This is a genomic window from Burkholderia gladioli, from assembly GCF_000959725.1.
GTDB lineage: Bacteria > Pseudomonadota > Gammaproteobacteria > Burkholderiales > Burkholderiaceae > Burkholderia > Burkholderia gladioli.
The window spans coordinates 3456228-3481013 of record NZ_CP009323.1; the positions used below are offsets into that span (position 1 = coordinate 3456228).

At 64.4% G+C, this 24786-nt stretch carries 38 protein-coding genes; 18 read left to right on the top strand and 20 right to left on the bottom strand.

Annotated elements, in window-relative coordinates; all coding sequences use genetic code 11:
- Position 1: 1 nt before the first annotated feature.
- On the top strand, positions 2-340 hold the full coding sequence (locus BM43_RS32380; protein WP_013697836.1) for a DMT family transporter: 339 nt from the start codon (positions 2-4) through the stop codon (positions 338-340).
- Positions 341-501: 161 nt separating this feature from the next.
- Here the strand turns inward: BM43_RS32380 and BM43_RS32385 are convergent, their stop codons facing one another.
- Positions 502-930 (bottom strand): hypothetical protein, encoded by a 429-nt coding sequence (locus tag BM43_RS32385; protein ID WP_036041198.1) that lies wholly within the window; start codon positions 928-930, stop codon positions 502-504.
- A 378-nt stretch (positions 931-1308) separates the two neighbouring features.
- Here BM43_RS32385 and ssuD point away from each other — a divergent pair, with 378 nt between their 5' ends.
- From ssuD to BM43_RS32415, 6 genes are all read left to right on the top strand, one after another.
- Positions 1309-2466, top strand: a complete 1158-nt coding sequence (gene ssuD / locus BM43_RS32390) for an FMNH2-dependent alkanesulfonate monooxygenase (RefSeq protein ID WP_036051718.1) — start codon at positions 1309-1311, stop codon at positions 2464-2466.
- An 11-nt stretch (positions 2467-2477) separates the two neighbouring features.
- Positions 2478-3311, top strand: a complete 834-nt coding sequence (gene ssuC / locus BM43_RS32395; protein ID WP_025101273.1) for an aliphatic sulfonate ABC transporter permease SsuC — start codon at positions 2478-2480, stop codon at positions 3309-3311.
- Positions 3308-4276 (top strand): ATP-binding cassette domain-containing protein, encoded by a 969-nt coding sequence (locus BM43_RS32400; RefSeq protein ID WP_045577496.1) that lies wholly within the window; start codon positions 3308-3310, stop codon positions 4274-4276. The genes ssuC and BM43_RS32400 overlap by 4 nt, the downstream gene beginning before the upstream one ends.
- A gap of 42 nt (positions 4277-4318) precedes the next feature.
- Entirely contained in the window at positions 4319-4534 is a 216-nt protein-coding gene (locus BM43_RS32405) for a TOBE domain-containing protein (protein WP_013697841.1), read from the top strand.
- A 154-nt stretch (positions 4535-4688) separates the two neighbouring features.
- Entirely contained in the window at positions 4689-4886 is a 198-nt protein-coding gene (locus BM43_RS32410) for a hypothetical protein (RefSeq protein WP_013697842.1), read from the top strand.
- A gap of 35 nt (positions 4887-4921) precedes the next feature.
- Positions 4922-5179, top strand: a complete 258-nt coding sequence (locus tag BM43_RS32415; RefSeq protein WP_013697843.1) for a hypothetical protein — start codon at positions 4922-4924, stop codon at positions 5177-5179.
- Between the two features lie 238 nt (positions 5180-5417).
- Here the strand turns inward: BM43_RS32415 and BM43_RS32420 are convergent, their stop codons facing one another.
- The 15 genes from BM43_RS32420 to BM43_RS40965 form a co-directional block, all read right to left on the bottom strand.
- Complete coding sequence (locus BM43_RS32420; RefSeq protein ID WP_042283625.1) at positions 5418-6539, bottom strand: tyrosine-type recombinase/integrase; 1122 nt, start codon at positions 6537-6539, stop codon at positions 5418-5420.
- Positions 6536-6775 (bottom strand): DUF4224 domain-containing protein, encoded by a 240-nt coding sequence (locus tag BM43_RS32425; RefSeq protein ID WP_042283623.1) that lies wholly within the window; start codon positions 6773-6775, stop codon positions 6536-6538. Before BM43_RS32425 ends, BM43_RS32420 begins: the two co-directional genes overlap by 4 nt.
- Positions 6772-7452 carry an ASCH domain-containing protein gene (locus tag BM43_RS32430; protein ID WP_042283620.1) on the bottom strand — a complete coding sequence of 227 codons (681 nt, stop codon included), beginning with the start codon at positions 7450-7452 and terminating at the stop codon, positions 6772-6774. The genes BM43_RS32425 and BM43_RS32430 overlap by 4 nt, the downstream gene beginning before the upstream one ends.
- Complete coding sequence (locus tag BM43_RS32435; protein WP_042283618.1) at positions 7449-8447, bottom strand: phage Gp37/Gp68 family protein; 999 nt, start codon at positions 8445-8447, stop codon at positions 7449-7451. The genes BM43_RS32430 and BM43_RS32435 overlap by 4 nt, the downstream gene beginning before the upstream one ends.
- The gene (locus BM43_RS32440; RefSeq protein ID WP_042283616.1) at positions 8444-8680 is read right to left on the bottom strand and encodes a hypothetical protein; all 237 of its coding nucleotides are present in this window, start codon (positions 8678-8680) and stop codon (positions 8444-8446) included. Before BM43_RS32440 ends, BM43_RS32435 begins: the two co-directional genes overlap by 4 nt.
- The gene (locus tag BM43_RS32445) at positions 8677-9051 is read right to left on the bottom strand and encodes a DUF4031 domain-containing protein (RefSeq protein ID WP_042283614.1); all 375 of its coding nucleotides are present in this window, start codon (positions 9049-9051) and stop codon (positions 8677-8679) included. The genes BM43_RS32440 and BM43_RS32445 overlap by 4 nt, the downstream gene beginning before the upstream one ends.
- Complete coding sequence (locus BM43_RS37705; protein ID WP_052409077.1) at positions 9048-9743, bottom strand: helix-turn-helix domain-containing protein; 696 nt, start codon at positions 9741-9743, stop codon at positions 9048-9050. Before BM43_RS37705 ends, BM43_RS32445 begins: the two co-directional genes overlap by 4 nt.
- Entirely contained in the window at positions 9740-10180 is a 441-nt protein-coding gene (locus tag BM43_RS32455) for a hypothetical protein (protein WP_042283610.1), read from the bottom strand. The genes BM43_RS37705 and BM43_RS32455 overlap by 4 nt, the downstream gene beginning before the upstream one ends.
- Positions 10177-11835: a helix-turn-helix domain-containing protein gene (locus BM43_RS37710; protein WP_052409076.1), complete on the bottom strand. Its 1659-nt coding sequence runs from the start codon at positions 11833-11835 to the stop codon at positions 10177-10179. The genes BM43_RS32455 and BM43_RS37710 overlap by 4 nt, the downstream gene beginning before the upstream one ends.
- 18 nt (positions 11836-11853) lie before the next feature.
- Positions 11854-13038 (bottom strand): RtcB family protein, encoded by a 1185-nt coding sequence (locus BM43_RS32465; RefSeq protein WP_042283607.1) that lies wholly within the window; start codon positions 13036-13038, stop codon positions 11854-11856.
- 343 nt (positions 13039-13381) lie between these two features.
- Positions 13382-14074, bottom strand: coding sequence for a hypothetical protein (locus tag BM43_RS32475; protein ID WP_042283602.1), 693 nt, complete (start codon positions 14072-14074; stop codon positions 13382-13384).
- 105 nt (positions 14075-14179) lie between these two features.
- Complete coding sequence (locus BM43_RS32480) at positions 14180-14467, bottom strand: hypothetical protein (RefSeq protein WP_042283599.1); 288 nt, start codon at positions 14465-14467, stop codon at positions 14180-14182.
- A gap of 5 nt (positions 14468-14472) precedes the next feature.
- On the bottom strand, positions 14473-14787 hold the full coding sequence (locus BM43_RS32485; RefSeq protein WP_042283596.1) for a hypothetical protein: 315 nt from the start codon (positions 14785-14787) through the stop codon (positions 14473-14475).
- 2 nt (positions 14788-14789) lie between these two features.
- Complete coding sequence (locus BM43_RS42400) at positions 14790-15050, bottom strand: hypothetical protein (protein ID WP_147433209.1); 261 nt, start codon at positions 15048-15050, stop codon at positions 14790-14792.
- A 1-nt stretch (position 15051) separates the two neighbouring features.
- Entirely contained in the window at positions 15052-15264 is a 213-nt protein-coding gene (locus BM43_RS40965) for a hypothetical protein (RefSeq protein ID WP_042283594.1), read from the bottom strand.
- On the opposite strand from BM43_RS40965, the gene BM43_RS40970 reads away from it, so the two are divergent.
- Positions 15263-15511 (top strand): hypothetical protein, encoded by a 249-nt coding sequence (locus BM43_RS40970; RefSeq protein ID WP_144417712.1) that lies wholly within the window; start codon positions 15263-15265, stop codon positions 15509-15511. The two genes, BM43_RS40965 and BM43_RS40970, sit on opposite strands and share 2 nt — an antisense overlap.
- Positions 15512-15838: 327 nt before the next feature.
- On the opposite strand, the gene BM43_RS32500 is transcribed toward BM43_RS40970, so the two are convergent.
- On the bottom strand, positions 15839-16036 hold the full coding sequence (locus tag BM43_RS32500; RefSeq protein ID WP_042283700.1) for a hypothetical protein: 198 nt from the start codon (positions 16034-16036) through the stop codon (positions 15839-15841).
- Between the two features lie 792 nt (positions 16037-16828).
- Between BM43_RS32500 and BM43_RS40975 the strand changes: the two genes are divergently transcribed.
- Both BM43_RS40975 and BM43_RS32510 read left to right on the top strand, forming a co-directional pair.
- Positions 16829-17413 (top strand): hypothetical protein, encoded by a 585-nt coding sequence (locus BM43_RS40975; RefSeq protein ID WP_144417713.1) that lies wholly within the window; start codon positions 16829-16831, stop codon positions 17411-17413.
- Positions 17414-17452: 39 nt separating this feature from the next.
- Entirely contained in the window at positions 17453-17653 is a 201-nt protein-coding gene (locus BM43_RS32510; RefSeq protein ID WP_042283587.1) for a hypothetical protein, read from the top strand.
- Between the two features lie 44 nt (positions 17654-17697).
- On the opposite strand, the gene BM43_RS40980 is transcribed toward BM43_RS32510, so the two are convergent.
- From BM43_RS40980 to BM43_RS39655, 3 genes are all read right to left on the bottom strand, one after another.
- Positions 17698-17979 (bottom strand): hypothetical protein, encoded by a 282-nt coding sequence (locus BM43_RS40980; protein ID WP_144417714.1) that lies wholly within the window; start codon positions 17977-17979, stop codon positions 17698-17700.
- Positions 17972-18220, bottom strand: a complete 249-nt coding sequence (locus tag BM43_RS32515; RefSeq protein ID WP_111946523.1) for a hypothetical protein — start codon at positions 18218-18220, stop codon at positions 17972-17974. Before BM43_RS32515 ends, BM43_RS40980 begins: the two co-directional genes overlap by 8 nt.
- A 333-nt stretch (positions 18221-18553) precedes the next feature.
- On the bottom strand, positions 18554-18928 hold the full coding sequence (locus BM43_RS39655; protein ID WP_042283583.1) for a helix-turn-helix transcriptional regulator: 375 nt from the start codon (positions 18926-18928) through the stop codon (positions 18554-18556).
- An 84-nt stretch (positions 18929-19012) separates the two neighbouring features.
- Here BM43_RS39655 and BM43_RS42765 point away from each other — a divergent pair, with 84 nt between their 5' ends.
- The 8 genes from BM43_RS42765 to BM43_RS32550 all read left to right on the top strand — a co-directional run bounded on the left by BM43_RS42765 (position 19013) and on the right by BM43_RS32550 (position 24780).
- A complete protein-coding gene (locus BM43_RS42765; RefSeq protein WP_080741952.1) occupies positions 19013-19261 on the top strand; it encodes a transcriptional regulator in 249 nt (82 codons plus the stop codon).
- 1 nt (position 19262) lies between these two features.
- Positions 19263-19427 carry a hypothetical protein gene (locus BM43_RS41445; RefSeq protein ID WP_155296500.1) on the top strand — a complete coding sequence of 55 codons (165 nt, stop codon included), beginning with the start codon at positions 19263-19265 and terminating at the stop codon, positions 19425-19427.
- Positions 19428-19527: 100 nt separating this feature from the next.
- Positions 19528-19752, top strand: a complete 225-nt coding sequence (locus tag BM43_RS39665) for a hypothetical protein (protein WP_080741951.1) — start codon at positions 19528-19530, stop codon at positions 19750-19752.
- Complete coding sequence (locus BM43_RS32530; RefSeq protein WP_042283582.1) at positions 19749-19967, top strand: hypothetical protein; 219 nt, start codon at positions 19749-19751, stop codon at positions 19965-19967. Before BM43_RS39665 ends, BM43_RS32530 begins: the two co-directional genes overlap by 4 nt.
- Before the next feature lie 79 nt (positions 19968-20046).
- On the top strand, positions 20047-21810 hold the full coding sequence (locus BM43_RS32535; RefSeq protein ID WP_042283580.1) for a DNA cytosine methyltransferase: 1764 nt from the start codon (positions 20047-20049) through the stop codon (positions 21808-21810).
- Positions 21807-22676 carry a hypothetical protein gene (locus BM43_RS32540; protein ID WP_042283578.1) on the top strand — a complete coding sequence of 290 codons (870 nt, stop codon included), beginning with the start codon at positions 21807-21809 and terminating at the stop codon, positions 22674-22676. The genes BM43_RS32535 and BM43_RS32540 overlap by 4 nt, the downstream gene beginning before the upstream one ends.
- The gene (locus BM43_RS32545) at positions 22673-23809 is read left to right on the top strand and encodes a DNA-methyltransferase (protein ID WP_042283576.1); all 1137 of its coding nucleotides are present in this window, start codon (positions 22673-22675) and stop codon (positions 23807-23809) included. Before BM43_RS32540 ends, BM43_RS32545 begins: the two co-directional genes overlap by 4 nt.
- Positions 23806-24780, top strand: a complete 975-nt coding sequence (locus BM43_RS32550; protein WP_042283574.1) for a phosphoadenosine phosphosulfate reductase domain-containing protein — start codon at positions 23806-23808, stop codon at positions 24778-24780. Before BM43_RS32545 ends, BM43_RS32550 begins: the two co-directional genes overlap by 4 nt.
- Positions 24781-24786: the final 6 nt, after the last annotated feature.

Genomic DNA, 24786 nt, shown 5'->3' on the forward strand with positions numbered 1-24786 from the left:
CATGAAGCTGCCCGCCTATGCCTGGCTCGCCATCGCGATCGTCGCCGAGGTGATCGGCACCTCCGCCTTGCGCGCTTCCGAAGGGTTCACCCGCCTGCTGCCGACCGTGATCGTGATCGCCGGTTACGGCGTCGCGTTCTATGGGCTGTCGCTCACGCTCAAGAGCATGCCGGTCGGCATCGTCTACGCGATCTGGTCCGGCGCCGGCATCGTGCTGATCACGCTGGTGGCGATCGTGCTGTATCGTCAGGTGCCCGACCTGCCGGCCGTGATCGGCCTCGCGTTGATCATCGCCGGCGTGGTGGTGCTGAACCTGTTCTCGAAGATGCAGGCGCACTGATCGGGAGCTTTTGGAGTTCCTGGTCCGTCGATACGCATCCGCTGCGTGATCGAGCCGTGTGGCCAGGAGAGAGAAGATAACGGTGCAGGAGAGAGCAGGGCGGCGCGGCCGGCATGATCATCCTGCGTGCCGCGCCCGGGGGCGAGCGAGCGGCGTGCCGCTCAGTCCTCGTAATCGTCGTCCGACATGAAGGCGCGCATGAACACCAGCGCTCCCCAGCCCCAGATCGCATTGGCCGCGAAGCCCACCGCCAGCGGCGAGAGCATGTTGCCGGCCGGCCAGATGCCGCGCAGCGGATCGATCGCGAACACGCGCGCCGCGGTCGGCACGATGCCGCCGAACACCAGCGCCTGGATCCACGGCGCGCGCCGCTCGGGCGCGACGCGCAGCAGCCAGGCCATCAGGATCGCCCAGCACGCGCTGATCAGCGCGTTGACGATGAACTCCGGCATGCCGAACGGCAGGAACGGCTCGACCGAGAAGCCGGCCGTGTCGATCAGCCCGGCCGCGTGCAGCAGGGCGAGCGTCGCTTCGCGGAAGAACAGGGCGGCGAGGAAGCCGGACAGGAACGGCAGGATGACTTTCTGCATCGGAGCGAGCTTGGGCGCGAACGGCGCCGGGCCGGGTGCGCGGGTTGGTCGGATTCGGGTTCGCCATTATAGAGGGGTGAGTCGGGGTCCGACCGTCCACGCGCCGCGATATTCGCTGCAGCAGCGCGCAAATCACGAAAGCGGAAAACCTAAGCTCAAAAAAATCGTTCCTAAACGATGCCCCCCTCCCTAGACTGATTTCCCAGAGACGGTAAAGCCCGTCTTCCCGTGCACGGCGAGCTCGGCCGCCGCGCGCTTCGATCCGGTTTCGATCCGGCGAGACCCATTCCCGGCAGACGATCCTGTTCGGTGCCCAATTGGCGCCGAGGGCCTCGCTTTGCCCGAATTTTTGCAAGAACAGTCAGGCAGGAGCAGCAGATGAATGTGTTCTGGTTTATTCCGACGCACGGCGACAGCCGCTACCTCGGTACCTCCGAAGGCGCGCGCGCGGCCGATTACGATTACTTCAGGCAGGTCGCCGTGGCGGCCGACACGCTCGGCTACGAAGGCGTGCTGCTGCCGACCGGCCGTTCCTGCGAGGACGCGTGGGTGGTCGCCTCGAGCCTGATCCCGGCCACCAAGCGCCTGAAGTTCCTGGTCGCGGTGCGGCCCGGGCTGTCCTCGCCGGGGCTGTCGGCGCGCATGGCCTCGACCTTCGACCGGCTCTCGGAAGGGCGCCTGCTGATCAACGTGGTGACCGGCGGCGACACCGCCGAGCTCGAGGGCGACGGCGTGTTCGTCGACCACGATACGCGCTATCAGATCACCGACGAATTCCTGCATATCTGGCGCGAGCTGCTGGCGAAATCGCACCAGGACGGCACGGTCGATTTCGACGGCAAGCACCTGCAGTCGAAGGGCGGCAAGCTGCTCTATCCGCCGGTCCAGGACCCGCATCCGCCGCTGTGGTTCGGCGGTTCCTCGCCGGCGGCGCACCAGATCGCGGCCGACCATATCGATACCTACCTGACCTGGGGCGAGCCGCCCGAGGCGGTGGCGAAGAAGATCGCCGACATTCGGGCGCGTGCCGAGGCGCGCGGCCGCAAGATCAAGTTCGGGATTCGCCTGCACGTGATCGTGCGCGAGACCGAGGAAGAGGCCTGGGCCGATGCCGACAAGCTGATCAGCCGCCTCGACGACGCCACCATCGCGCGGGCCCAACAGGCCTTCGCGAAGATGGACTCGGAAGGGCAGCGCCGGATGGCCGCGCTGCACGGCGGCAAGCGCGGTTCGCGCCAGGACCTGGAGGTCTATCCGAACCTGTGGGCCGGCGTCGGTCTGGTGCGCGGCGGCGCCGGCACGGCCCTGGTCGGCAGCGCCGAGCAGGTGGCCGAGCGCATGCGCGAGTACCAGGCGCTCGGCATCGAGACTTTCATCCTGTCGGGCTACCCGCATCTCGAGGAGTCTTATCGTTTTGCCGAGCTGGTGTTCCCGCTGATCAAGGGCGAGAGCGCCACGCGCCGCAGCGGGCCGTTGTCGGGGCCGTTCGGCGAGGTGGTCGGCAATCATTACGCGCCCAAGGCGAGCCAGAGCTGAGGGAGGCGCGCATGGCAACTCCTGCACTGCAGACTCAGGCCCGGTCCCGCTCGATCGGCCGCGGCGTGGCACGACGCGGCTGGCGCGCGATCGCCCCCTGGCTGGTACCGATCGGCCTGATCGTGGCCTGGGAACTGGCCGCGCGTACCGGCGCGCTGTCCACCCGCGTGCTGCCCGAACCGCTCGCGGTGGTGCGCGCGGCCTGGTCGCTGATCGAATCGGGCGACATGTGGGCCAACGTCAAGGTCAGCACCTGGCGCGCGCTGGTCGGCTTCGCGATCGGCGGCGGCGTGGGCCTCGTGCTCGGCCTCGCCACCGGGCTGTCGAAGGCCGCCGAGGTCGCGCTCGATTCGACCATCCAGATGATCCGCAACATTCCCGCGCTGGCGATGATCCCACTGGTGATCCTGTGGTTCGGCATCGACGAGAAGGCCAAGCTGTTCCTGGTCTCGCTCGGCGTGTTCTTCCCGATCTACATCAACACCTACCACGGGATCCGCTCGGTCGACGCGAACCTGATCGAGATGGCCAAGAGCTATGGCGTGAAGGGTTTCGCGCTCTATCGCGACGTGATCCTGCCCGGCGCGCTGCCGTCGATCCTGGTCGGCGTGCGTTTCGCGCTCGGCCTGATGTGGGTGATGCTGATCGTGGCCGAGACGATCTCGGCGCAATCGGGCATCGGCTACATGACGATGAACGCGCGCGAATTCCTGCAAACCGATGTGGTGGTGGTCGGCATCCTGCTGTACGCGATCCTCGGCAAGCTCGCCGACGTGCTCGCCAAGTGGCTCGAACGCGCGACGCTGCGCTGGCACCCCGCGTATCAACCGGGAGCCAAGTCATGAATGCGAGCACCCTGAACCCCGGCCACGGCCCGATCGCCGGCGCCGATCTCGATACCGAACTCGCCCAGGCGCGCATTAGCGACGGCGACCGCCAGGCGGCGGCCGTGCTCGAACACGATGCCGGCGCGCACGTGGTGCCGCTCGCGCGGCGCCGCGAGGCGGCGGTGGCGGGCGCGAGCGCACGTAGCGCCGACCATTCGATCGAGCTGCGCCAGGTCGGCAAGCGCTATGGCGAGCGTGCGGTATTGAGCGACTTCAACCTGTCGATCGAGCGCGGCAGCTTCGTCGCCATCGTCGGGCGCAGCGGTTGCGGCAAGTCCACGCTGTTGCGCCTGATCGCCGAACTCGAGAAGCCGAGCGACGGGGCGCTGGTGAAGCGCAGCGAGACCGGCGAGGCGCTCGACACGCGGATCATGTTCCAGGACGCGCGCCTGCTGCCCTGGAAGACCGTGCTGCAGAACGTGATGCTCGGCCTCGGCCGCCGTTCGCGTGAGGACGCGCGCGCCGTGCTCGACGAGGTGGGCCTGCTCGAACGCGCCAACGACTGGCCGGCGCAATTGTCGGGCGGCCAGCGCCAGCGCGTGGCCCTGGCGCGCGCGCTGGTGCATCGTCCGCAGCTGCTGCTGCTCGACGAGCCGCTCGGCGCGCTCGACGCGCTCACCCGCATCGAGATGCATGCGCTGATCGAGCGTCTCTGGCGCGAGCATCGCTTCACCGCGCTGCTGGTCACGCATGACGTGCAGGAAGCTGTCGCGCTCGGCGACCGGATCCTGCTGATCGAGTCGGGAAAGATCGCGCTCGACCAGCCGGTGCCGCTCGAACGACCGCGCGCGCGGGCCTCGGCGGCCTTCGCCGCGCTCGAGGATCGCGTGCTGCGACGCGTGCTCGAGGGCGGCCCCGTGGTCGACGCGCCCGACGCCTTCGAGGCGCCGGCCCCCGCAACCCGTATCCGCTGGGCTGTCTGACGCCGCCCGGCCCCGTTTCACCGAACCTATCGGAGCCAATCAATGAGCATCATCGCCATCAACGTACGCAACCAGTTCAAGGGCAAGGTCAAGGAAATCATCCGTGGGCCGGTGGTATCCGAGGTCGACGTCGACACGCCCTTCGGCATCGTCACCTCGGTGATCACCACGCGCTCGGTGGACGAGCTCGAACTGAAGGTCGGCGCCGAAGTGGTCGCGCTGGTGAAGTCGACCGAGGTGTCGATCGCGCGTCTCTGAGGCCGTGCGCGGGCGGCTAGTCCGCTGCCGGCGAGGGGCTGTCATGCGAAGAAGGGACGGGGCACGCGCTTTGCGGCCCCGTTTTTCGTTTTATCAGTCGCGGTGCTTCATATTGAGGTGCTAGGATGAAATCTCCTTCACGGCGGAGATTTCGATGCTGCCCTCACTCAGTCCTGACGCGATCGACGCGTTGAAATGGATCGACCGGTTCGGCGCCGCGCGGCCCGTGCCGATCGAATATGTCCCCGTGATCGATGCGCTGCTCAACGACGGCTATGTGTACCAGGGCCGTCATGGGCATGCCGAACTGACCGACGACGGCCTGGCCGTGCTGTCGGAATCATCGGAATGACCGGTTTTCGATCGAGGAGGCTCGGGAGAATGAAGATGGATATCACAGGGCGAGACCTCGGCGGCTATGTCGAGGCGTACAAGGGCTACCGGCTGGAGGTGAAGACCGAGCAGGTCTGGGTCGGCGAGAAGGCCCATTACCGCGTGCTGCTCGGCGAGGCCGAGGTGATCGGCTGGCGGCTGGTGCATGTCGACGGCGTGTGGCTCAGCGAGCGCAGCGTGGTCGACCAGGTGCTGGCGCTGGCGCGCGGGGCGGTGGATCGGGAGTTGTCGGGCGGGGCGCAGGCGGCCTGAACCAGCCCGGTGTGATCTGAAAACAAAAACGGCGCCAATCTTTCGATTGGCGCCGCCTTCAACTAGACCCACTTCTGAATTCTTTGGGGTGGCTGATGGGACTCGAACCCACGACGACAGGAATCACAATCCTAGCCAAGAACTTATAATAATCAAAGGCTTAGGCTGAAACCTTGGAATATCGAGACATCTGCGAAGCGCGCGCAGTATAGCGCACTTTTCGCATCTTCCAACATTTTTATCGGGTCGCGCGCACCTTGCGCTGCCGGCGCCGGTCATACACCTGCCGCACCATCCGGTCGTCGGCGTGGCCGGTTGCGTCCACGATCCGGTCGTCCCCCTCATCCATCCGATCCGTCGTTGCGGTGGGCCGCATGTCGGCCAGCGTGAACCGCTCGAACGCGATTTCTCGCTTCTTCGCCTCGGCCTCGCAGTAGGTCATCAGCCGATTCCAGTTCGTGGTCCAGCCGCTCCGGGTATAGGGCTGCCCGGATGTGTTGCCAAAAACATACAGGCTGGCTAGGCGTTGCAGGCTGAGCGCCTCGGTGATCACGGCGCGCAGCTCGGGCGAATACTCCACCAGCTTCTCGCGCGCCATCTGGCCGCGCTTGCGCTTCCCGATCGGCACGGTGATGCCGTGCTCACCGACGGCCTGGCGCCGCAACTCTCGCATCTCCGTCGGCCGGCTGACGGTCAAGTAGGCCGCCATCGCGCAAAGCGCCTGCGTGACGTAGGCCGAGGCGTCGGCGTTCTTGTCGGATGCCGGGCGCGAGCGCGCGACCTCGAGCGCGAATTCCAGGTCGGCCAGCCGCACGACCTTCTGCCGGGGCTTCGTCGGGTTGTACTTGATCCCGCGGCACGGGTTAGTTTCGAGCTCGCCGCGCCGGCGCCCGTATTCGAGGACCGCCGACAAAAGCGCGATTTCCTTATTGGCCTTCGCCGGCGCTCCTTTCTCGGCGCGCTTGTCGAGGTATCCGTACACGTGCTTGGGCTTGATGTCCGCCGGCGCGAGTTTCCCGAACACCTTGATCAGCGACAGCGATTCGCGCCGGTTCTCGTCCAGCGTGATCTGCGCTTTTCGCATCTCGCTGCCCTTGGGCATGCTCTCCTGCCACTTGAAGTAGCGGGCGATCAGGGCCTCGCAGGTTCCGGGCTCGACGGCATCGCCGTTGAGGATCTCGGCACGCTCGATCGCTTCCTTCCGGATTGCTGCGATCGCTTCCCTGTTGCCGGCCGGCGCCGATAGGCGGAACGCCCAGGTCCCGTCAGGTAGCTTGTATCCGAAGCTGACCTTGTGCTTGCCATGGCGCGCGTAGAGTCGGAACGGAAGGCCGTCCGGCGTTTTTCTTCTTCCGATCATCTGTCGAGGGCAGCGAAGTCAGGTTCGGGCGACGTGTTGGATTCAGCCGCCGGCGGCAGACGGCCGGTCATCCGGTCGACGAAATACTGGCGCGCGACGCGCGGCACGCCGGCGCGTGTCGTCGAGTATGGCCAGTGGTTGCGCTCGAGCCACCGGCACATGCACGAGATGCTGCGGGGCGAGCAGTCGACCAGCTCGGCGAGCTCGTCGCGCGTGAGGTATAGGCCGGTGCTCACTTGCCGTCCTCCGTGGTGATGCGCCGAAACTCGATGACCCAGACCCAGGGGTTCGCTTCCCACCCGTGGCCGCGCGCTTCGTTAAGGCCGTCCCAAAGCGACGCGAACGAGTCGCGCGCACGCGCCGCGTGAAAGTGACGGCCTTCGTCGACGCTGAATCCGTCGGATGTATGCTCGATGCCTTCAGCGATCGCGTCAGCTTCGCTGATGTCCTGTAACCGCTCGACGCGCACGCTGGTGATTTCGAGCGTGATGCGCGAGGCCCAGCGCGGCATGTGAATCGCAGGGCGAGCGGTTCCCTTCGGGAAATCTTTGGCAACCCCGTATGCGATGATTGGCCATGGGCCATCGCGAAGGTCGTGCGGTTTGCCGGGGTGCATGCCGTCCGCGTCAAATGCCGCCCATGTCTCGCGCACCCACAGTCGGTCGCCGGGCTGGCCGTGCGGACACGGGATCTGATTGCTGTCAACGGCGCAACTGGGCGCGAGCGTCCACCATTGGGCCGTGTTCGGGTCTTCGAATCCATAGCAGCTCGGATCGCCGCGGTCTCCGGAACCGCCGACGAACTCAATCGGCCACGCGCGCGATGACTTCACGATGCTCCGCGTCTGCGTCTTCCGTCCGTCGAGGATCGCGCGCACCATCGGCGCGCTGAAAAGAATCGGGCGCTCTTTCATGATTCGCTTCCAAGATTGGGGACGCCTGAAGGAGGGAAGCCATTGTGCTCGACGCCGTCGAGCAGCCGGCCGGCGGCGCGCTTGCCGATGCGGTGGACGAGCGCCCAGCCGTCAGCGCTGGATGCGCCGGCGGGGTAGCCCTGCGCATGGTAGCCACCAGGCACGATGCGGCCGTCGAACGCGACGGCTGCGGTCGCAAATCGGCCTGCGCCGAAGTCGCCCGAGCCAGGCGCCCACTCGCCGTGCTGCTTGAACAGGAACGGCACGCCCGCTTTGGCGCACTGGTCACGAAGCGCTCGAGGCCAGTCCGGATGCGCGGGCCGCGCGCCCGGGCCGCTTTCGCCGCCGGCGATGACCCACGAGATGGAGGGGCGCGGGACCTCGCGAAGTGCCGGCAAATAGCGCCCAGGGCAGCGGCCACCCACCGCTGCCTCCCCATGCCACGCGCGGCCCAGGTCCACCGGCCCCAGCATCGGCTCGATCGACAGGAAGCGCACGTGCGCCCGCGTGGCCAGCAGCTTCGGGACGTCGCGATCGGCCTCGGCCTGGTTGACGACCGTGGCGCCGAGCCAGACGTGGTCCGGCGTGCCGGCCGGGAACATGTCGACCAGCATCGCAGCGGCGTTGCCGATGCGCTTCGTCAGCAGCAGCCAGTCGAGCGCCGGCGTCGCCTCGATCAGCGCAGCCAGGTCGCGGCGCCATGCCGCCGGCACCGCGTTGTCGAACACGTCGGCCAGCGACGAGCAGAAAACGCGCTGGCGCCGGCCGTGCGCGGCGAAGAACTCCTCGTGCCTCGCGTTCCAGCGGATCGGCTCGCGCCAGTTTGCGGCCGACGTCCGGATGCGCTGCCCGCGTGGGCCCCACTGCACCTTGTGCAAACGCGTATCCATCATCGCCTCGGCGTAGCAGTTATCGCAGCCGGGCGAGATCTTCGTGCAGCCCATCCAGGGCGTAAATGTGTGGTCCGTCCACTCGATTTTGCTGTTCTCGCTCATAGTTCGATATCCACGTATTGGGTGGTGACGCGCACGTTCTCGCTGTGGTGGCGGCGGTAGACGATGACGATTCCGTCGCCGAGGTTCAGCGGCCGGCCTCGGCCGTTGTCGTCGTTCAGTTCGGCCTGGTGGTCGCAGCAGACCGAACGCAGCGTGACGGCCAATTGCAGGGGATCGTCGAGCAGCCTCTGGAGGTAGTCGTGGTTGATCTCGATGATGGTGCGGGTGCTCATGACTTGGAGGCCTCCGCAGCGGCGCGGGCACGCTTCTCCTGGCCGCGCTGCTCGATGAACGCGCGCATCCATTCAACCGCGTCCTCCGGTGATCCGAGCTGCCCGGTCACCCGGCGCCGCTTGTTCATCGCGCCGCATTCCTGGTAGGTGATCGCGACGGCGCCGGCGGCGATGGCGGCCGCGCGCTTCACGAGCGCGATATCGAAATGCTCGTCGCGCGTGCCCGGATGCTGGATCCAGCGACGGTTGACGCCGATCTCGTCGACCATGGCGAGCAGCTCGTCGGTCGTGTCGGCGATCAGGTGCGACATCTTCATGTTGCCGAATCGGCCGACCTGGTAGCGGTACATGTCGTCGACGTAGACGGTCATGACTTCTCTCCCTTGCGTGCGGCGTCGATAGCCCGTTGAAGCAACGGCGCAGTTCTCGGCAGCTCGTGGCTTTCGAAGAAGTCCGAGGTGGCCTTGACCTGCTCTGGAGTGATCGGTCGCCGTCCGAATTCGATTGCCGAGAGTTCGGCTGACGAAACGCCCATTGCGCGCGCCATGTCACCCAGAAGCGTGCCGGTCACGACTCGGAGCGAGCGCACGAGCGATCCGAACGGCGTCAGCGGAGAATCGAAGCGCGCGATCGCAACCTCGCTTTCCGAGATAGCCGGCGCAGCCTTGAGGGCGCGGATGCGTGCGGCCGCCTCTCGCGACAGCGAGCCCCACAGGCTGCTGTTGACCCACTCGCGGCCGGCGCGCTGATGATCCTCGACGGCTGCCGCAGCAGCTTCCAGCGCAGCGTCCCGAATTGCCACCGCATCGACGGCAGGGATAGCCGGCGCAGGCGAGGCGGCGCGATTGTTCCAGATCGCGACGGCGTTGGCACGCAGTCGCGCGTTCTCGGCCTCCAGCTCGCGCGCGAGAGGTGCGAGGTGTTGATGCACTTCTTCGTAGTAGCGAGCCTGTGCCGAGGCACTGACGCCAGGGAATCGCTTCATGACGCCCGTAATCAGTTCATCGACGCGGGGCGATGTCGAGGCGGGATCGAAGTACAGTTCGCTCAGCTTGTCGCTCATCGGGTGTCTCCCGCAATTGCGCGAGCAGCGCGCAGCATCCGCGACGGGTCTCCGAGATTCGGGCCGACCCATACCGCGCCATGCTCGCCCCATGTCGTGAAGTGATCGCATACAAGACGGCAGAGCGATTCCCACGCGGTTTCTTCGCTCCATTCGCGCTCGTAATACCCCTCCATCGAGCCAACCATTACCGTCCCCTTGAGGGGATGACGCGGCGGCCGCATGACGATCCAATACTCGCCGCTGGCCGGTCGGTATTTGATGTCGCGCTCGAATGGGTAACGCACGCGATGGCGTTCCCAGTGCTTCAGGTCATGGCCGCCCGTCGACGTGTAGCACTCGCCCTTCTCGGCAGGAAATTGCTTACGGCGATCGCCGAGCAGCGGAAGCAGCGGCGCAGCCTGTTTCGACAGCTTCTTGAGGATGCGGAGATTCACGCTTCGCCTCCCTTCCCACCCTGCGCGCCCTGAGACTCTTTGGCCGCACGCACGAGCGCCGGTTGCGTATCGACAATCCCTCTTTCGGAGAAAAATTGCGATGCGAGCGTGGCGTTATCAAACGAGACGGGACGCCGGCCGAATTCCAATGACGACAGGAAGGCCGGCGAAACATTCATAGCCGTCGACATGTCCATCAGCGTCGTGCCGGCGACGATCCGAAGCGCGCGCACGAGCATCCCGTAGGGCGTCAGGGGATTCTCGATGCTAGCCGCCTCTCCCGCATCAGCAGGGACGCCGTAGACAGCCATCTTCCAGCCAGCGCGCTCGTATCCCTCCGGCTTGGAAACCTTGGGATTCCAGACGTAGTGACCATCGTCGTGCAGGGTAGCGACCGGCTCGCGCGCATCAGTAGAGGAGAGAGCGCCGAGCACCTTTCCGTCACGCACGCCGGCCGCGTAGCCGCGGTTCGACGCCTGAATCAGTTCATGATCGAAGCGCTCGCGCGCCTCGGCCGGTGCGCCGTTCAGTATCGCAATGGCCTGATCCACGATATCCATGTCCCCGACGAGTTTCGAGTACGCCGGGACCGCGCGAACATGTCGAGCCAGACCGATGAGGCCCGAAGCTACGACGGAGGACTCGCGCACCTCGGCCGGTGCGGCGACGAGCGCGTCGAGGTGGCGCAGCGCGGCAGTGAGCTTGTGCGTGTAGCCTCGTGCATGCGAGCCCAGTGGTCCGACACGCCGCTCGATTGCAGACAGGCCCTCCATGATTCGATGCGCGCCGGTCAGCGTGGCTTTGATTTCGTCGTAGTGCTCTTGAGCGTCGGGCGTGGCCGGGGATACTGCTGCGCGCGCGGGGATCATGGCGCGGACGTGGTGCTGAATTGCCTTGGCCTCGTCCTTGCCTGCCAAGTCGAAATCGATCAAGTCATCGTCTCCGGCTCCGGCGCGCCATCCCGCACGCCAGATCGCTTCGTGGAACTTGGCGAGCAGCACATCGAGTTGCAGCAGATCGTCCATGGGCTCCCCATCAGCGGCGACAGCCTGAGCGGCCGGCTGGTTATGACCGATCCAGGGCGCTTCCTTGGTCCACGTATCGGCCTTGCCGCTCGTCTCGATCGCCTCGACGCCAACCGTTGCAACGTCGGCCGGCCGCCATACGATCCCGCATGCGTGGCAGAGGTGCGAACGGTGCGGCGGGTTGCTCCAGACGCGCATGCGCCCTTGTTCGATATCGTGCGGATCGTCGGCCCATTCCTCGGCGTCGATGTGCTGCGTACCGCACCGCGGGCAGAACAGCAGCATCGGGATCGGAGCGGCTTCGGCGACCGGGGCGGCGGGAGCGGCGTCGAGCATGGCGCGATGGGCGGCATCGAGAGCGTCGTCGCGATCGTTGGTTTCCTTTTCGGTTGTATTGAACGCGAGCAACGCCTTGACTCGCATGTCGTAGGAGCGCTCGATCGGCACCAGCTTCCACCCGTCCGGTGCGGGCACTGCTGCTCGCGGGGAGGTGAGAAGGGCGCGTTCGAGGGCGCGGGCGAACGGGAGAATGTGACTGGACTCGCGTTCGTCCTCCTGAGTGTAGAAGTCGTCATAGATCTCGACGATCTGCTCGTCCGTCAGCGCGGGTGCGGTGGTGTTGTTCGTCATGGTGTCCTCAGATCAGCGTTATGCGCCCTTGACACAAAGGACCTGCTTCAACACGTGCACGACTTCAACGAGGTCACGCTGGTTATCCATCACCGTGTCGATATCCTTGTACGCGCCCGGGATCTCGTCGAGCACTGCGTCGTCCTTGCGGCACTCGACGCCTTCGGTTTGTGCTACCAGGTCGGCAAGTTGGAAGCGGCGGCGCGCCTCGGAGCGGCTCATCTGCCGGCCGGCACCATGCGAGCAGGAACAGTACGACTCGGCGCTGCCCTTGCCGCGCACGATGTAGCTGCGCTGGCCCATCGAACCGGGGATGATGCCCAGGTCGTCTTTCCGCGCGCGGATCGCCCCTTTGCGGGTGACCCACAGGTTCTTCCCGAAATGGCTCTCGCGCGCGACGTAGTTGTGGTGGCAGTTGATTGCTTCTTGCGTGATCGTGAATTCGATCGGCATATGCCGGCGCAGCGCAGCGATGACCGCGTCCATCATGACGCGGCGGTTTTCGAGCGCGTAGTCCTGCGCCCACTGCACCGCCTCGACGTAATCGTTGAAGTCGTCGGTGTCCTCGGGGAAGTAGGCCAGGTCGCCGTCGGGCAGGCTGATGAAATACTGCTCCATCCGGCGCTTGGCCTTCTCGATGAAGTAGCGGCCGATCAGGTTGCCGATGCCGCGCGAGCCCGAATGCAGCATGACCCATACGTCCTGCGCCTCGTCGATGCACAGTTCGATGAAGTGGTTGCCGCTGCCCAGCGAGCCCAGTTGACGCTCGGCGTGGTTCTTCGCCAGCACGGGATGCTTGTCGATCAGGGCCTGCAGGCCGCGCCACGTCTCCGCGTTCGACGCAGGCAGGCGCCTCGAATCATGTGCGCCGCCAGCACCGAGCGGCACGTCGCGCTCGATCTGGCGGCGGATGGCTATCAGGCTGTCGGGCAGCGCGCTCGCCTTCAGCGACAGCCGCACAGCGTTCATGCCGCATCCGATGTCGACACCGACTGCCGCCGGGATGATCGCCTTGTCTGTTGCGATGACGCTGCCGACGGTCGCGCCGATACCTGCATGGACGTCCGGCATCGCGGCAACGCCGTTGCCTGAGATGAAAGGGAGGCGGGCCAGATTCTTGAGTTGCTGAAGCGCCGAGTCTTCGACCTCGTCGGTCCATATCTTGATTGGCCGGGCACCCTCTTGATGGATTACTTTCTTCATGGTGGTCAAGTCTCAGTAGGTCAGTGCGCCGCGTTCGTGAATGGCATCGGCGCGCCGGGCGCCGGTAAAAATCAGAAAAGTTCGCCCTGCGTAGGCTTCCGGCCGCTCGTGGTAGCCAGGTGCGCGGGGCAGAAATGCACGTCCGGGCCGACCTGGTGTGCGTGGGCCGCGCAGAGGTGTCGGTCGCAGGTCTTTCCCGATCTCGTGTTGAAATCGCACTGGAAAGCGCTGGGCGCGGAGCAGTCTGGTACCGAGCAGCGGGGCGTGCGGCCACGCCCGCGGGTGCAGATGAATCCGGAGCCGCCACCAGGCAGGCGGAAGGGCGTGCATGGCATGGCGTGCCTCAGTCGCCGCGGCCGGGGTAGTAGGTATCGATCTCGTCGGCTTCGCGATCGATGACGAGCTTCGTGCCCGCATGGAACATCTGAAGGATGGAGCGCTCGAAGCCATGGGGGTCGAGGAACAACGTTTCTTCAGCCTTGCGTTTGCCGAGGCGTAGACCGAACAAACGCCCATCGCGATCGCTCACTGCGAATTGGATTTCGCATTCGTATTGGGATTTGCGGCTGTCTTTGTCGAGGCTGATCCAGCGGGAACCATAGTCGGTGCCCGCGACGTGCAACGTGATGCGATCCGGTGCATCGCACGAGCAGCCGTAGCGGTCTTCATTGCCTTTGATGAACTGGGCAACGAGATCGGAAAGCTTGATTTCGGCGGGCGCCGGCGCAAGGAGCGATGTGAGTTGCGCCTCGACCTGCTGGGCGATGGCATTTTCGGTGAGCGCGGACACCTTGGCTCGCACAACCTTCAAGACGAAGTCGTTGTAGCTCGGCAGCCCGAGCCTGGTCAGATCGACCTGCATGGCCACCTTGACCTGCTCGGACAACTGCTTGCCGAATTCGGAATATCCCTGCAACTCGTGCTCGACGATCGAGGTAATGGTTTTGGTGAGCTTTTCCTCGATAGCCCTTTCGATCACACCGGAAGCCACGATGTTCGAGAAAGCGGTCGACACAGCCTGTTCAAGTTCTTTCATGATGGAATCCGATGGTAAAAAGGCGGGGCGCTATGCGAGCCGCCCGCGTCAAAGTCGCCGCGCTCCGAGACATAAAATGTTTGCGCGACGGCCGGGGGATCGGAACTACTGACCTGACTGCTTGAGGGCGTAAATCTCGCGGCTCAAAGCGATAATTCTTTCTGCTGCGGCGCGCATCAGTGCTGCATCGCAATCCTCAAACTGGAGTGCGGCGCGGTTCTTGAGTTGCCTGGCAATGTCGTCGTCGGCTTGGTCGGGTGCACGCGTATATGCATCGCCGAATCTCCGCAACGCCGATACCGGGCCGGTCACGCTTTGGTATTGCTGACGCCCAATGACGCCATCGGTCACGACGGTCAAGCCTGCGTCACGGGCGAGTTTGATAATGTCCATGCGTGTCACCTCGCAGAAGCTGCGGCGCGTGCCGCGCGTATATGTGCCTTGATGAGGCGATATCCGTCGTCGATGCTGATCGAGTGCTGCTCGACATCGTTTAAGATTTGCCAGACAGACGGAAGGTGAGGAGCGAAATCCTCGAACACCGTCGACTTACTAAGGCGAGGGTCATTGGAAGCGACACCCGCATGCTGTTGTTTCGACGTGGTACTGCCGTTCGCGTGTTGAGCCCGGTCGCGCGCTGCGAACTTCGCGGCCACGCGGCCGAACAGCACGGTGCCCAGGAACGTCATGACGAGGTAGCTGATCTTGGACATCGCTAATCCTCATCGGAATCGCCGGATGCGAGACGTTTGCGGTCGACCTCGTCACTCTTCCTGGTCGAACCGGCCGGCGACTTATGCGCGTTCGCGCGACGTCGCGACAGATAGTTGCGCGGCTCGATTTGCGCGCGCACGGCTGCCTGGACGGCAGCACGCACAGCAGGATTCGAAAGTGCTTCGTCCGCCGGGCCGTCTATCAAACGTTGGCACTCGGGGACAAGCAACTCATCGGGAAGGTGAGAAGGTACGGGACGCATGTCATGCACCTCGAGGCCGAACACCGTTGTTGAGATCGGAAAGGCCGGCGGCATCTGCGAGCGCGATAGCGATCTCAGGGTGGTCGTGAACTATCCAACCGTGCAGGCACGCGATCACGCTTTCCGGCCGCTTGTGCGGAGGCTGCCGGTCGGCGAACTGAGCCGCGATCTTCACTCCCTGGAGGAGCTTGGCGGCGTCGATCAAGGGGAGCATGCTTTCCGCCTCACATGCACCGCGCGAATGCGCACGCGAGTTGCGAAGCCGCTTGCTGATCCATGTATTGCGCATAGCCGAGGATCAGGAAGTAAAGGAAGATGCCGCCGAGGATTTCGAGCGCGACCCGGAGGAAACGCCAAGCTATGGCGATAGCGTTGCGGAGTCGAGCGAATCGCTGTTTCGAGTTGAGAACGCGCTTCAATCGCGGCTTCAAATCCCAAGTAAATCGAGCTTGCATTATTAATCTCCACATAGAGAAATCGAGCACTTAGAGGGGACGCCTGATACAGCTAACGGTGAGCGTTTACGGGCTATTTAAAGTCGCCTCGACGACTTCCAGGCGTCCCGTCTGAGTGTTCTGTTGAGTTACTTGTCCCGGCGATGTTGATCTCGACGCAGCGCACTCATGCCCGAATAGCAGATCAGGCCGAATGCAATGCCGATTAACGTCAGCGCGCCGAAAACCGCTAGTGCTTCGTCCATGTCAGTACCCTATTGCGAGCCGATTGGCGGGGCTTATCAGTGAGTGGGTCACATGCATACGCCGGGATTCCGGCGTATGCGCCTTGGATTACAGCTTCGACAAGTCGGGGGCCGGCGCGAGGGCGCCTTCGTTCCACCAGGCTTCGGTTGCGCACCCGTCAGCCGTCGTATAGCGAACGAGGTAGCCGTTATGCGCTTCCGTGTATTCAGCACGGCCGATCACTTCGCCTTTTTCCCCGCTCGCAGCGATCGAAACCTTGTCGTTGAGGTTGAGCTTGAACGTCATTCGAAAATCTCCCGAAAGTTGATTGGAGGAAGACTCCTTCGCAGATAATTGATTTGCCGGACCTTCCCGGGTAATGGCAAACCAACAATCCTTTTTGCAAAGGAGCCTTCCGATGAACTTCACTACTGGGCCGAGCTTCCACGTACCGACGAGACCGCAGCCGACTGAAGTGCCACCGCGTCCCGATCCGATTCAGCCCATCCGATCGCAGGCGTAGTCAGCCCTGCCATTCGCCGGGCATCGTCTATCTAGGTGCCCGGCTCCCGGCGCTCCGAACCTTGCCGACCGGTGTTGCTGGTCGCGGGTGGCGCTGCGTTGAGTAGAAGTATAACCATGGTTATGGTGATGTCAATAACAAAAGTTATCGGTCGATCGGAAATTTGTAACAGCGCTCCGGGATGATCGATGTGAGGAAGAAGGTGGATGAGTAGAATGCGGAAGGCAGCGCGCGGGGCGCTGAGCGGAAAAATGACAAGCGAGAGAGATATGGCTACGACATCAAGGCGATGCGGCGAGGGTAAGTTGCTGGCATTCGTTTTCGCCGCTTCCTTATCGGTCTGCTCTGGATGCGCGACAAAGGTCGACCTTCCCTATAACCGGTCGAGCGCAGAGGTGCCGATGGTTCTTCTAAAGCCTGCGTCAGACGTGGAGACTGCGTGCCATGGCTTTGCGCTCAGCGGGGTGAGATGTGTCTTTCCTCGCGAGAACTGGGCGCCGGACGATGCATCTCGGGGAGGACTGCTCCTATCGCCGTCCGATTATTCACTGTTAGACATCGGGCAAACCATTAGAGTGAGTGGTTTCCTGCTGCTTTCCGAAAGGAAAAGCCCGGCCGGCAACCCGTACTACACCGCGACGGCAAAAGTCTACAAATTTGGATATTGGGGGAATAAGTCCGGGGTGCAAACAGATTCATATAACGATGAGTTCTGGCGAGAGGTAGCAACCGGCGTCAAATATGCACCGGAGAGCAGCGATATCGCGGACAATTTCATCGGAAGGATGGATAGGCTGGCGGCGGCAGCTCGGGAGGATGAGACCAGAAAGCAAGCGATTGTGGCGGCCGAAAAGAAAAGGCAGGCAGAAGATGCAGCGTTGAAAGTTTCTCCGGCCTATATCAAATCGCAAGCCGTTGCAAGGGTGGATGGGTGCAGAAAGCAGATCGCCATCGCTCGCGCTGCGATCGCGAAAGATGAAAGAGTCGCCCAAATTTCGGGGTATGAAAACAAATTACTTCGCGAAAGCGCTGCGCAGACCATCGTCAACTGCCAGGACACGATCGCCCGAGGAGGCTACTTGCAAAGTGAAAGGATTGAGCGCGAGGCCAATCCGAACATGCCCACCGTGGTCCACTACAGACTTGACGGCATAGAGTAGCGGCGGAAAGACTCGGCGAATTCCGCCCAGGAGTTGACCATGTCACCCGAAGATGTGCTGACGATTTTCGAGCGCTTGAATGTAGAAGGTCGCGCGACGGTTGACCTGGAATACACGTGCGCGGGATTCGCTGGATGGCTGGCCCGCGCGTGGGACCGCCTTGACGATGAAGACATCGCGATCCTGACGTCAGTAGGGGCGACGCTCTGGCGAGAGGGGTTCGAGGCGCGCAATAAATGAAAAGCCCCGCTCGAGGCGGGGCTTTCGGCGTACGGCGGCCGGAGTCAATGTACGTACTTCGCGACGAAATATGCTGCGGTGACAAGGGCAGTACCGAATCCGCAGACGAACTTCACGAGCTTCCAAGTCTGAGCACTGATCTCTCGGTGCAAATCTTCCTTAGTAGCTACACCCTCAAGACGAGTCTCGATCCTCGCGAGTCGATCGCGAGTTTCAAGGTTGGCGGCTTCAAGCGCTGCAATTCGGGCTTCCATAGGCGGATCATCCGGCGGCCGGCCCGACCTGTCAACCTTGCCTGGGAATTGGATCAATTTTCCTTCAGCCATTGCTCGTCGCCTCCGTGTCGAACGCCTCGACGTAGCCGCACTTGGGGCATCGGAACAATTTCACCATATAGACGGTTCCGTCGAACGAAGTGCTCGTCAATGGCTCGCCGACAGGGTGTCCTGCCGTGAAGCTCACTACGTTCACGCCGACGAAGGCCCAATGATGATCAGTGCCGGGGCGCTCAATCAGCTCGAGCGCGCCGTGACCATACCTGCATTCAGGGGTCGTGTTCATGTTCACGATTGTTTTCCGTTACCGATGCTGATCCGTCTAGCGAACTTCTGACCGGTCTGATACTGTACACATATACAGTGTTCTGCCACGACGAGAGGGTGGAGATGCCAAGCGACAACGAACAACGGACAATGCTCCGGTGCAAGCCGGGGGGCTTGGCGCGGGTATTGGACTCGACGATCGAGATTCTCATTGGGACCGTGGTCGTCGTAGACGAACTTCGAGCTGACGGCAGTTGGAATGTGACGCTGGAATTCCCTGTTTTCGGTTTTACGTCGCGTGGCGGGCGGCCGGTAGTCACGCGAAATTTTTCGTTCCTCGATGAATCATTAGAGCCGCTCAGCCGCGAAGCGCACGACTCTTGTTCTTCCGCAGGTCGCCTGTTGGGCGATCATCATCAACAGAGTGTTTGTCTACGGATTGGGCCAGCAGTCCGCTGATAAATGCCTCGGTCTTCGCCTTCCCTGCCTCGTCTAATCGGCTCCATCCAGCGGGACCCTGGATTTCGACCGTCACGCCAAATTCGAGCCACTCGAGCGTCGTATCCAATGCGGCGGCAAGGGCGAAGCCATTTGTGGTTGTCGTAGAGCCGCCGCGCTCAATTTTCACAATGGCCGGTTGCGAGATTCCCACTAAGTCAGCTACAGCCTTCTGTGACAGACCCAGAAGCTCGCGACGCTCCCTCGCTCTTCGTCCGAATTCGTGATTTTCCATGGGGTCGATCTTATAACCGTGGTTGTAGTGCGGCAAATAACCAAAGTTCTTGACGAAGAATAACTTTGGTTATAGATTGGCGACATGAAACCGCCCAATCCGTCCGTTCCTGCCCTGACCCAAGCGATCCAGATCGCCGGATCGCAATCGGCCCTTGCACGTTTGATCGGGAAGAAGCAGCCACATGTTCATAAGTGGCTTCACTCGACGCAGCCGATGCGGCCTGAGAACTGCGTACTTGTTGGTAGCGCCACGGGTATTCCCTATAGGGAATTCAGGCCGGACGACTGGTCGTCGATCTGGCCCGAGCTCGCAACTGAGGAGGCTCGCTGACATGAAGGCCATCATCCGTTTCATCGCTAAACAGTACCGACCCGGTGGCAACTTCGTGCTCGGGCTGTTGTTCATTTGTATCTTCTGGGCGGCAGTCTTCCCCTTCGTCGCCTGCGTGTTCATGTGGCTCATGTACGTATTGCCGTTCCCGCCGGCGGCGCGCTGATTTGCGTCTTGATTCGATGTTTCTGCCGTTCGCGGGCACGTTCCCTTGAGTGGCCTGTAAGTAGCAGCCGTAGAGAGAAAACCAGAAAAAGGTAATTGCCATGAGTAGGCGTCCTGAATTTCGCAACGAGGTGAAAACGCGTCTGACCGATGAGGAATATGACGCGATGCAGGCCTTCAAAGCGGTTTATGGAATCGAGTCGGACTCGGCGGCGTTGAAGCGTATTGCTCGACTGCTGCTGCTTGGGTTTTCCAACACTGTGCCGACTCGCTTGGTTGGTGTCAGTGCCGACATGGGACGAAACGGGCCGGCGGTGCGCGCATGAATGACGACCGCGTCGAGCAGCCTGTAAGGCTTCCGTTGGCGGAATCGGCCGATTTGGCGATGAAAGCGGCTGCAACGGGGGTGTCGCTGCCGGATTACCTCGGTATTCAGGTGCTGAAGGGGCATTACGGCGTTCTGCACAAGGATGTTGTCGAGTTCGAAACGCGGCCTGGTCAGGGACAAATTGGGACGCGAAACGGGGGGGGCGAAAAGTGATCTGGAAAGCGTTGATCTGCTGGATCGCGTTCGGCGCGGCATGCGCCGGCGTGCTCATGCTCATCCTGCGGGGGCGCGCATGAAGCGCGACCTGTCCTCCTACACGCTCGACCTCGGCAGCGAGCTGATCGTCGACAACTTCGCCGGCGGCGGCGGCGCTTCGACTGGCCTTGAGCGGGCGTTTGGCCGCCCGGTCGATGTCGCGATCAACCACGATGCCGAAGCGCTCGCGATGCACGCCGCGAACCACCCGCGCACCGCCCACTATTGCGAAAGCGTGTTCGACGTCGATCCCGTCGCGATCACCGGCAACCAGCCGGTGGGGCTCGTCTGGCTCTCGCCGGACTGCAAGCACTTCAGCAAGGCGAAGGGCGGCAAGCCCGTGTCGAAGAAGATCCGCGGCCTGGCCTGGATCGCGCTGCGCTGGGCGGCCACCGTCAAGCCGCGCATCATCATGCTGGAGAACGTCGAGGAATTCGTGACGTGGGGGCCGCTCGGCGCCGATGGCCGGCCGTGCCCGAAGCACCGCGGCCGCACGTTCCGCTCGTTCGTGAACGCGCTGCAGCGCCAGGGCTACACCGTCGACCATCGCGAGCTGCGCGCGTGCGACTTCGGCGCGCCGACCATCCGCAAACGCTTCTTCCTTGTCGCGCGCCGCGACGGGCTGCCGATCGTGTGGCCGACGCCGACGCATGGCGACCCGAAGGGCGCGGCCGTGCGCGCCGGCAAGTTGGCGCCCTGGCGCACGGCTGCCGACTGCATCGATTGGACGATCCCGTGCCCGTCGATCTTCGAGCGCGAGCGTCCGCTGAAGGACGCCACGATGCGCCGCATCGCGCGCGGCATCATGAAATTCGTCGTGAACAGCGCCGATCCGTTCATCGTCAAGTTTGCGCAGAACAGCACCGGCCAGGCGCTCGATGAGCCGGCGCACACGGTCATGGCCGGCGCCGCACGCTTCGGCGTCGTCGTGCCCACGGTCATGCACATCACCCATCAGGGCGACGATCGCACGCGGCCGGCCGGCGCGCCGCTCGCCACCATCACGACGGCGAAGCGCGGCGAGCAGGCGCTCGTCGCGGCCACGCTCATCCAGACCAGCTACGGCGAGCGACCCGGCCAGGCGCCGCGCGTGCCCGGCCTCGGCAAGCCGCTGGGCACTGTCGTTGCCGGCGGCACGAAGCATGCCGTCGTCGCGGCGTTCCTCGCGAAGCACTACGGCGGGCATGAATCGCCCGGCGCGCCGCTCGAAAAGCCGGTGAGCACCATCACCACGCAGGACCACCACCACCTCGTCACCGCGCAGCTGGTCGGCTGCGGCGGCCGCGCCGCGCAATCGCGCCCGCGCGACGCCGGCGAGCCTGCCGCGACGATTACCAGCAAGGCCGACACCGCCGTGGCCGTGTCGCACCTCGTGAAGCTGCGCGGCACCTGTCGCGATGGCCAGCCGACGGACCAACCGCTGCACACCATCAGCGCCGGCGGTACGCACCACGCCGAGGTGCGCGCGTTCCTGGTGAAGTACTACGGCACCGCGGACGGCGCGCCGCTGGCCGAGCCGCTGCATACCGTGCCGACGCACGACCGTTCCGGGCTGGTGACGATCCACGGCGAGGACTACGCGATTGTCGACATCGGCATGCGCATGCTCACGCCGCGCGAGCTCGCCCGCGCGCAGGGCTTCCCGGACAGTTACGTGCTGGCGCCCGAGGTCGACGGCAAGCCGCTGTCGAAGTCGTCCCAGGTCCGGATGATCGGCAACAGCGTCTGCCCGGACGTCGCCGAAGCACTGATTCGCGCGAACTTCGCGCACGAGGCGCAACTGCAACGGGCGGTCGCATGAACTGGACCCACAACGCCCTGGCCGAGGATCTTGCCGCCCACCTGCGCGGCGCGTCCGACCGCCTCGTCTGGACCGACATGCAGCTCGGCCCGGCCGGCTCGCCGCGGCCCGACGTCTACTCGGTGCCGTGCTCGTTCGCGCGGTTCCAGCCGGTCGCCTACGAATGCAAGATCAGCGTGGCCGACTTCCGCCGCGACGTCACGGCGGGGAAGTGGACCTCCTACCTGCGCTTCGCCGCCGGCGTGATCTTCGCCGCGCCGGCCGGCCTGCTCAAGAAGGACGACATCCCGGCCGGCTGCGGCCTTATTGTGCGTGGGCCCGATGGCTGGCGCACGCTGAAGGGCCCGACGCTGAAGAACATGGAGAACCTCCCGCGCGACGCGTGGGTGAAGCTGACCATCGATGGCCTGCCGCGGGAGATCGAGCGGGCTAAGCGCGAAGGTCGCGCCGCGATCGTGAGCGAATGGAAGCTCACCCACCTGCTGCGCGCGAAGCTCGGCGACCTGGTCGCCGAGGCGGTGCGCGATCGGCTCTCGGCGGAGCATCGCCTGCACGACGCAACCGAGGCACTGAAAACGGCCGCGAAAGAGGCGGAGGACGAGCGGCAGCTGATCCTGTCCCGCTCGCGCGAGCGCGCGCAGCGCGATGCCACGCTGATCGACGATGCGCGCGCCAAGTTGGCGACCGCGCTCGGCCTGCGCCGCAATGCGGATGCCATGGTGATCGCCCAGGCCTGCCACGAGGCGGCGCGCCGGTTGAACGCAGATCGCGAGATCCAGCGGCTGCGCGCCCAACTCGAGCGCGTGCAGGCGGCGCTTGAAACGGCGGCGGAGCCACTGCCGGCGATCGCGCGGGAGGCCTCGTGATCTGGCTCGACCGGTCCCACTGCGGCGACTGCCGCGACTTGATGCGCACCATGATCGCCGACGGCGTGCGCGTTCAGACGATCGTCACCAGCCCGCCGTACTGGGGCCTGCGCTCGTATCTGTCCGACGGCCACCCCGACAAGGCGCGCGAGATCGGCCAGGAGCCGACTCTGCGCGAGTTCATCGCGACGCTCGTCGAGGTGTTCGACCTCGCGCGCCAGCTGCTCGCCGACGACGGCACCTGCTGGGTCAACATGGGCGACAGCTACGCGGGCGGACGCCGAGGCGGCAATATCGGGAACGATTCGTCCACGCTTCAGGGCAGTCAGGCAACGCAGGAGGCCTGTCGCGTCGCGGCTAAGCCGATGACGGCGAGCCGCCGGCGCGACGACGCACCGGTGCCGCGCTCCGACGTGCGCGTCGAAGGCCTGAAGCCGAAGGATCTCGTCGGCCAGCCGTGGCGCCTGGCGTTCGCGCTGCAGGATGCCGGCTGGTACCTGCGTCAGGACATCGTTTGGCACAAGCCGAATCCGATGCCTGAGTCGGTGCGTGATCGCTGCACCAAGGCGCACGAATACCTGTTCCTGCCGAGCAAGAGCGAGCAGTACTACTTCGACCAGACTGCCATCCTCGAGCCAGTCAGCCCGAACACGCATGCGCGCCTGTCGCAGAACGTGCAGGCGCAGATCGGCAGCGAGCGTGCAAACGGCGGCGCGAAGACGAACGGCAACATGAAGGCCGTCGGCCGCAAGGTCTATCCGGGCACTGGTGTTGGGTTCGGCCACGGTTTCGACGCATCGCCGAAGGCCCGTGTGAAGAACAACGCGAGCTTCGACGAGGCGATGGCGATCATGCCGACCGAGCGTAACCGCCGGAGCGTCTGGACGATCCCAACCCAGTCATACAACGGCGCGCACTTCGCGACCTTCCCCGAGGCGCTCGTCGAGCCCTGCGTGCTCGCCGGCAGCCGGCCGGGCGACGTCGTCTTCGATCCGTTCTTCGGCAGCGGCACCGTCGGCCAGGTCGCGCAGCGGCTCGGCCGGCGCTTCCTCGGCTGCGAGCTCAACCCCGACTACGAGCCGCTGCAGCGCGATCGCCTGCGGCAGCCCGGCCTGATGCTGGAGGTCTCGTGACCGATCGCCAGACCCTCCACGTCGTCTCGCTGTCCGGCGGCAAGGACAGCACCGCGACGCTGCTCGTCGCGCTCGAGCTGCACGGCCGCGAGAGCGTGCGCGCCGTGTTCGCGGACACCGGCAACGAGCACGAGGCCACCTACGCCTACGCGCTCGACTACCTGCCCGGCGCGCTCGGCATCACCGTCGACGTGGTGCGGGCCGACTTTGCTGACGAGTTCGCGACGAAGCGCGCGAACCTGGCGCGGCTCGCCGCCGGCGAGCCCGAGTCGTCAGTCTATGGCAATCGCGAGTTCATGTACGCCTGGACGCCCGAGGCGGCGGCGCGGGCCTTGGAGCTGCTGCATCCGACGGGGAACCCGTTCCTTGACCTCTGCATGGTGCGTGGCGGTTTTCCGTCGCGCAAGCGTCAGTTCTGCACCGAATACCTGAAGCGCAACCCCCTGACCGAATATGCGATCGGCCTGATCGATGCCGGATTCTTCGTCGAGTCGTGGCAAGGCGTGCGCTCTGACGAGAGCGAGGCACGCCGCTGGCTGCCGCACTACGAATGGCGCGGCGGCCACTACGCGGTGTTCCGGCCGATCCTGCGCTGGCACGTCGCCGACGTGTTCGAGGCACACGCGGCGGCCGGTATCGCGCCGAACCCGCTGTACCGCGAGGGCATGTCCCGCGTCGGCTGCATGCCCTGCATCAACGCGCAGAAAGCGGAGATCCGCGAGATCGCGCGGCGCTTTCCCGAGCACGTCGAGCGCATCGCCGCGTGGGAGCGGCTTGTGTCCGAGGTTTGCCGCCCGCGCAGTCCCGTCTCGTTCTTTCACCTTGGCACGCAGTCGCACTCTGGCCAGGGCAGCACGATCGAGGCTGTTGTCGAATGGTCGAAGACCACGCGCGGCGGCCGCCAATACGACTTACTCGCGGACGCGGAGCCGGCCACGGCGTGCTCGTCTGCCTACGGTTTGTGTGAGTGATCCAAC

Coding starts and splice junctions, on each gene's coding strand:
- BM43_RS32510 (WP_042283587.1), top strand. CDS start 17,453: ATGTCACCCGAAGATGTGCTGACGATTTTCGAGCGCTTGAATGTAGAA.
- BM43_RS32415 (WP_013697843.1), top strand. CDS start 4,922: ATGGATATCACAGGGCGAGACCTCGGCGGCTATGTCGAGGCGTACAAG.
- BM43_RS32480 (WP_042283599.1), bottom strand. CDS start 14,467: ATGGACATTATCAAACTCGCCCGTGACGCAGGCTTGACCGTCGTGACC.
- BM43_RS32435 (WP_042283618.1), bottom strand. CDS start 8,447: ATGAGCGAGAACAGCAAAATCGAGTGGACGGACCACACATTTACGCCC.
- BM43_RS42765 (WP_080741952.1), top strand. CDS start 19,013: ATGAAACCGCCCAATCCGTCCGTTCCTGCCCTGACCCAAGCGATCCAG.
- BM43_RS32400 (WP_045577496.1), top strand. CDS start 3,308: ATGAATGCGAGCACCCTGAACCCCGGCCACGGCCCGATCGCCGGCGCC.
- BM43_RS32440 (WP_042283616.1), bottom strand. CDS start 8,680: ATGAGCACCCGCACCATCATCGAGATCAACCACGACTACCTCCAGAGG.
- BM43_RS37705 (WP_052409077.1), bottom strand. CDS start 9,743: ATGAGCGACAAGCTGAGCGAACTGTACTTCGATCCCGCCTCGACATCG.
- ssuC (WP_025101273.1), top strand. CDS start 2,478: ATGGCAACTCCTGCACTGCAGACTCAGGCCCGGTCCCGCTCGATCGGC.
- BM43_RS32530 (WP_042283582.1), top strand. CDS start 19,749: ATGAATGACGACCGCGTCGAGCAGCCTGTAAGGCTTCCGTTGGCGGAA.
- BM43_RS32465 (WP_042283607.1), bottom strand. CDS start 13,038: ATGAAGAAAGTAATCCATCAAGAGGGTGCCCGGCCAATCAAGATATGG.
- ssuD (WP_036051718.1), top strand. CDS start 1,309: ATGAATGTGTTCTGGTTTATTCCGACGCACGGCGACAGCCGCTACCTC.
- BM43_RS32500 (WP_042283700.1), bottom strand. CDS start 16,036: ATGACGTTCAAGCTCAACCTCAACGACAAGGTTTCGATCGCTGCGAGC.
- BM43_RS32445 (WP_042283614.1), bottom strand. CDS start 9,051: ATGACCGTCTACGTCGACGACATGTACCGCTACCAGGTCGGCCGATTC.
- BM43_RS32410 (WP_013697842.1), top strand. CDS start 4,689: ATGCTGCCCTCACTCAGTCCTGACGCGATCGACGCGTTGAAATGGATC.
- BM43_RS39655 (WP_042283583.1), bottom strand. CDS start 18,928: ATGGAAAATCACGAATTCGGACGAAGAGCGAGGGAGCGTCGCGAGCTT.
- BM43_RS32385 (WP_036041198.1), bottom strand. CDS start 930: ATGCAGAAAGTCATCCTGCCGTTCCTGTCCGGCTTCCTCGCCGCCCTG.
- BM43_RS32485 (WP_042283596.1), bottom strand. CDS start 14,787: ATGTCCAAGATCAGCTACCTCGTCATGACGTTCCTGGGCACCGTGCTG.
- BM43_RS41445 (WP_155296500.1), top strand. CDS start 19,263: ATGAAGGCCATCATCCGTTTCATCGCTAAACAGTACCGACCCGGTGGC.
- BM43_RS32430 (WP_042283620.1), bottom strand. CDS start 7,452: ATGAAAGAGCGCCCGATTCTTTTCAGCGCGCCGATGGTGCGCGCGATC.
- BM43_RS39665 (WP_080741951.1), top strand. CDS start 19,528: ATGAGTAGGCGTCCTGAATTTCGCAACGAGGTGAAAACGCGTCTGACC.
- BM43_RS32420 (WP_042283625.1), bottom strand. CDS start 6,539: ATGATCGGAAGAAGAAAAACGCCGGACGGCCTTCCGTTCCGACTCTAC.
- BM43_RS32475 (WP_042283602.1), bottom strand. CDS start 14,074: ATGAAAGAACTTGAACAGGCTGTGTCGACCGCTTTCTCGAACATCGTG.
- BM43_RS32380 (WP_013697836.1), top strand. CDS start 2: ATGAAGCTGCCCGCCTATGCCTGGCTCGCCATCGCGATCGTCGCCGAG.
- BM43_RS32405 (WP_013697841.1), top strand. CDS start 4,319: ATGAGCATCATCGCCATCAACGTACGCAACCAGTTCAAGGGCAAGGTC.
- BM43_RS32540 (WP_042283578.1), top strand. CDS start 21,807: ATGAACTGGACCCACAACGCCCTGGCCGAGGATCTTGCCGCCCACCTG.
- BM43_RS40970 (WP_144417712.1), top strand. CDS start 15,263: ATGCTTTCCGCCTCACATGCACCGCGCGAATGCGCACGCGAGTTGCGA.
- BM43_RS32535 (WP_042283580.1), top strand. CDS start 20,047: ATGAAGCGCGACCTGTCCTCCTACACGCTCGACCTCGGCAGCGAGCTG.
- BM43_RS37710 (WP_052409076.1), bottom strand. CDS start 11,835: ATGACGAACAACACCACCGCACCCGCGCTGACGGACGAGCAGATCGTC.
- BM43_RS40980 (WP_144417714.1), bottom strand. CDS start 17,979: ATGGCTGAAGGAAAATTGATCCAATTCCCAGGCAAGGTTGACAGGTCG.
- BM43_RS42400 (WP_147433209.1), bottom strand. CDS start 15,050: ATGCGTCCCGTACCTTCTCACCTTCCCGATGAGTTGCTTGTCCCCGAG.
- BM43_RS40965 (WP_042283594.1), bottom strand. CDS start 15,264: ATGCTCCCCTTGATCGACGCCGCCAAGCTCCTCCAGGGAGTGAAGATC.